The organism is Okeania sp. SIO2B9 (assembly GCF_010672505.1).
Classification (GTDB): Bacteria; Cyanobacteriota; Cyanobacteriia; order Cyanobacteriales; family Microcoleaceae; genus Okeania; species Okeania hirsuta.
The window spans coordinates 1-3,681 of sequence record NZ_JAAHGK010000793.1 but is presented as its reverse complement, the minus strand read 5'-3'; the positions used below and the strand labels follow the sequence as shown (position 1 = coordinate 3,681).

Sequence of the window (3,681 nt, the reverse complement as noted above, 5' to 3'; positions counted from 1 at the left end):
ATGTTTGTCTGCCTGTAAAATCGGAAAGCCTCTACAAAAAAAATCAGAATTTATCCGCCTTGAGAAGCAGGGTGGCTGCGCTGATTCTCCTTTTGAGGAGATTTAAACGCCAGTATAAATTTGAGATATGCGGTCGGCTCGACCGTAAATGCTTGTGGATGAGTAACCGCCGACGGCCTCAGTTGAAGCAAGAAGTAAACGTCAATTTGTCACTTTATGTGACGCTTTGTATCAGTTTTATAGAGCAGGTACTTCACTATACCCAACTAGAGAGAAAAGGAACAGGCATTTTGCCTTTAATTCTGTCGTCGATCTTCAGGTTAAAACCTAGCCGTTGAGAACATACAGACACTACTAAAATGTTAGCTATCAGTTTAGTAGATTTAGTAGAAACTGTGATTGGCAAAGGCATACTGCCCTACCAAATAACTACAGGTTTATCGTGAGCAAGGGCTGATAAGCAGCTATAGTTGAGCATAAATCTGCCTCCAAGTTGGGTAACAAAACCAGATGTAAAATAATTTACTTAGGAGAATGAATGGATTTATCGTTTGCAAATTTAGGAATTTCACAAGAGCGTGTAAATCATCTGGAAACAATTGGTTTTACTGAACCTACTCCGATTCAAGTCCAAGCAATACCTCATTTGCTGGCAGGAACCGATATTGTAGGTCAAGCCCAAACAGGAACAGGTAAAACCGCAGCGTTTTCGTTACCCATATTGGAGAGAATTGAGCTGGAGACAAAGGCAGTTCAAGCTTTGATTTTGACTCCCACTCGTGAGTTAGCGCTGCAAGTTACAGAAGCGATTCGTCAAATTGCTGGTTTGGATAACAAGAGTCCAACGAAACATCGATTACAGGTCTTAACTGTTTATGGCGGTCAATCTATTGAACGTCAGATTCAGCGCCTTCAAAGAGGTGTTCATATCGTAGTTGGAACGCCAGGACGGATTCTGGATATGCTGAGTCGCAATAGTTTAAAACTAGATAGTTTGAAAATGATGGTTTTAGACGAAGCTGACGAAATGTTGAGTATGGGTTTTATTCAGGATGTAGAAAGAATTTTGGATGCAGCACCCACTGAACATCAAACAGCTTTCTTCTCTGCTACCATGGACTACTCAATCAAGAAACTGGTGAATAAATATTTGCGATCGCCAGTAACAGTCAAAGTTGCTCAACAAAAGACAACTCCGAAGCGAATTTCTCAGATTGCTTACATGGTGCCTCGTGGTTGGCCGAAAGCTAAAGCCTTACAGCCAGTTCTAGAACTCGAAGACCCAGAAGCAGCTTTGATATTTGTGCGGACAAGGCAAGCAGCGGCTGAACTAACAAACCAATTACAGTCAGCAGGTCATAGTGTTGATGAATATCATGGTAACTTGAATCAATCCCAACGAGAACGGTTGCTAAGTCGCTTTCGTAATCAACAAGTACGTTGGGTAGTGGCAACTGATATTGCAGCTCGTGGTTTAGATGTGGACCACTTAACTCATGTGATTAACTACGATTTACCTGATAGTGTGGAAAATTATGTTCACCGTATTGGTCGTACAGGTCGTGCAGGTCGTGAAGGTACAGCGATTTCGTTAATTAATCCTTTAGATAAGCGGAAGTTACGGTTGATAGAACGTCATCTACGTCAACGTTTGGATACTCGCTCGATTCCTAAGCGGTCTCAAATTGAAGCCCGACAGTTGCAGAAGTTACAGAATAAGGTACGAGATGCTCTGAGTGGGGAACGAATGGCTTCTTTCTTACCATTGATTGCTCAGTTGGGTGAAGAGTATGACCCCCATGCGATCGCTGCAGCAGCTTTACAGATAGCTTATGATGAAACTCGTCCTGCTTGGATGGGGCCTGATTATGCTCAGGAGGAAGAAATCCCTGTCTATGAAACTCCGAAGCCAAAGCCAAAGCCACGCTCACCGAAGATTCGTCATCAAAAACCTTCTCCTAAAAATCAGAGGAGAGATGGTGACAATTTTGTAGAAGAGGCTTCTGTGTCACGCAATAATTAAGTTACTTATTTCAACGTTGGTTGAAGACCCGCCCTCAGGAGAGTGCGGGATAATCCTATGGGAAAACCAATATTGATTGGTTTTTTTTTCAAACCATGTGCTATAATACTTAAATTGAGGCTGCTGGGCTAGCAGTGTCTAGGGGAGCCATCGGATTGGTGACGTACTGTGGAGCGACCTTAAGACCAAAAAGAGGGAAAGACCTCGGAGGCAGATCCTCTGTTAGCGCAGCTCCTCCGGAGGAGGCAAGAGGGAACAGAAAAACCTAATCAGTGATGGTTAGGAATCCCACGTTGTCGCCTAAGCGCAACGTCGAGAGGATATCAATTCTGGCTGAAATAGTCGAATAGTAATTTTAGAGATGTGGGCGATCGCGTCTCTAAATTTTTTTTAAGGATTTTTACTATTATATCATGTCTGTTTGAATAACCACAATCAAAAATTTAGGGAGTAGGGAGCAGCGGTGCGACCCCGCGGGGTGCGACAGACGCAAGCGGTCGATCTTTGGAGCTTCCCGTAGGGTGAAATGGCGAGGAAACCCGCTCTGGCAGATCCGTTGCGCTAACGCCATATCCAATCGACCAAGGCAAGGAACGCTCACCAAGAGAGGGAGTAGGGAGCACCGGAACTGATAGTGAGGCGATCGCTAAGGTCAGAGAAACTCTTCAATACACAATAGAAACTAAACAGCAAGAAAATTTTGTTTTCCAATTTGCTCAAGAATTAACTCCTGAAAAACTAACACTTTCAGCACTTTAAGAAATTGATTTGTTTGAATTTAACCATTTGGATAAATATTTACTACCTTAACAAGTAACCTATCTAAATCAGATTTAGTATCAGTTATATCAAGTTTGATTAAATATTTATGGAACAGGAGAAAAGTTTAAAATATATCCTCTCCCCCCTCCCTTTATTCAGGATATTTTTTCCCTGTTTCCTCTTAATTTGATTCAGGATATTTTCTACACAACCCAAATCATCCTGTTATATTTTTTAGGATTTTTTTTAGATGCTAAATTATCCTGAATTTAAGATTTTTTTTGCCTTAATTATGCTTGTTTTAATAATTCAGCTCGGATGCAACCTTTTTCCCACTTCCACTTAGGTAGAGATTCTTGGGGAAGAAAAATTGCCCAGATTGAACCTCCAGGACTTTTATAAAAACCCGTAATTTCAGCTTCTACAATACTACTCCAGGGTGCTGATACTAAAATCTTATCCCCCGAACTAAAAACTTTTCCGTTAGCATTGGTGACTTGTTGGATAGATTCTTTTAGCTTTGGTTTTCCTGGTTTTTTGGGTCTTTCTGATTTACTTATTGGTTTTCCTAATTGCCTTTCATTCGTACCTTCTGTTCTTGATGAGGGGCTATTTTTTATTGAATTTGGTTTTTCTACTTTTGACTCAATTTGTTCGTGAAGCGCCTCCTTTGGAGAATTTGGCTCAATAGGCTGTTTTGGTCTAACAGGTCTCCTAATTGCTATTATTTCATGGCTCATCCACTTAACTCCCTATACCTGATTTTAGCTTTGCTTCTGTCTATGATAGCACTGTTAAAATTGTGCTTTTGTTTTGAGTGGCCAAAATTATTATTTTGGTTTCTATATTACACTTTTTATCAGAATTAATTTGTGTTCTGGAGTAACATATCTCTA

3 protein-coding genes are annotated in these 3,681 nt (G+C 40.9%); 1 reads left to right on the top strand and 2 read right to left on the bottom strand.

The genetic code is table 11. The features are described from left to right. Positions 1 to 256: 256 nt before the first annotated feature. The gene (locus tag F6K13_RS23500) at positions 257 to 412 is read right to left on the bottom strand and encodes a hypothetical protein (protein ID WP_161564947.1); all 156 of its coding nucleotides are present in this window, start codon (positions 410 to 412) and stop codon (positions 257 to 259) included. Positions 413 to 538: 126 nt separating this feature from the next. Here F6K13_RS23500 and F6K13_RS23495 point away from each other — a divergent pair, with 126 nt between their 5' ends. Then, positions 539 to 2,023, top strand: coding sequence for a DEAD/DEAH box helicase (locus tag F6K13_RS23495; protein ID WP_124144434.1), 1,485 nt, complete (start codon positions 539 to 541; stop codon positions 2,021 to 2,023). Between the two features lie 1,052 nt (positions 2,024 to 3,075). On the opposite strand, the gene F6K13_RS23490 is transcribed toward F6K13_RS23495, so the two are convergent. Then, complete coding sequence (locus tag F6K13_RS23490; protein ID WP_124144433.1) at positions 3,076 to 3,525, bottom strand: hypothetical protein; 450 nt, start codon at positions 3,523 to 3,525, stop codon at positions 3,076 to 3,078. Between the last annotated feature and the right edge of the window lie 156 nt (positions 3,526 to 3,681).

Excerpts from the sequence above, each read along its gene's own strand:
- F6K13_RS23500 (WP_161564947.1), bottom strand. The coding sequence starts at position 412 with ATGCCTTTGCCAATCACAGTTTCTACTAAATCTACTAAACTGATAGCT.
- F6K13_RS23495 (WP_124144434.1), top strand. The coding sequence starts at position 539 with ATGGATTTATCGTTTGCAAATTTAGGAATTTCACAAGAGCGTGTAAAT.
- F6K13_RS23490 (WP_124144433.1), bottom strand. The coding sequence starts at position 3,525 with ATGAGCCATGAAATAATAGCAATTAGGAGACCTGTTAGACCAAAACAG.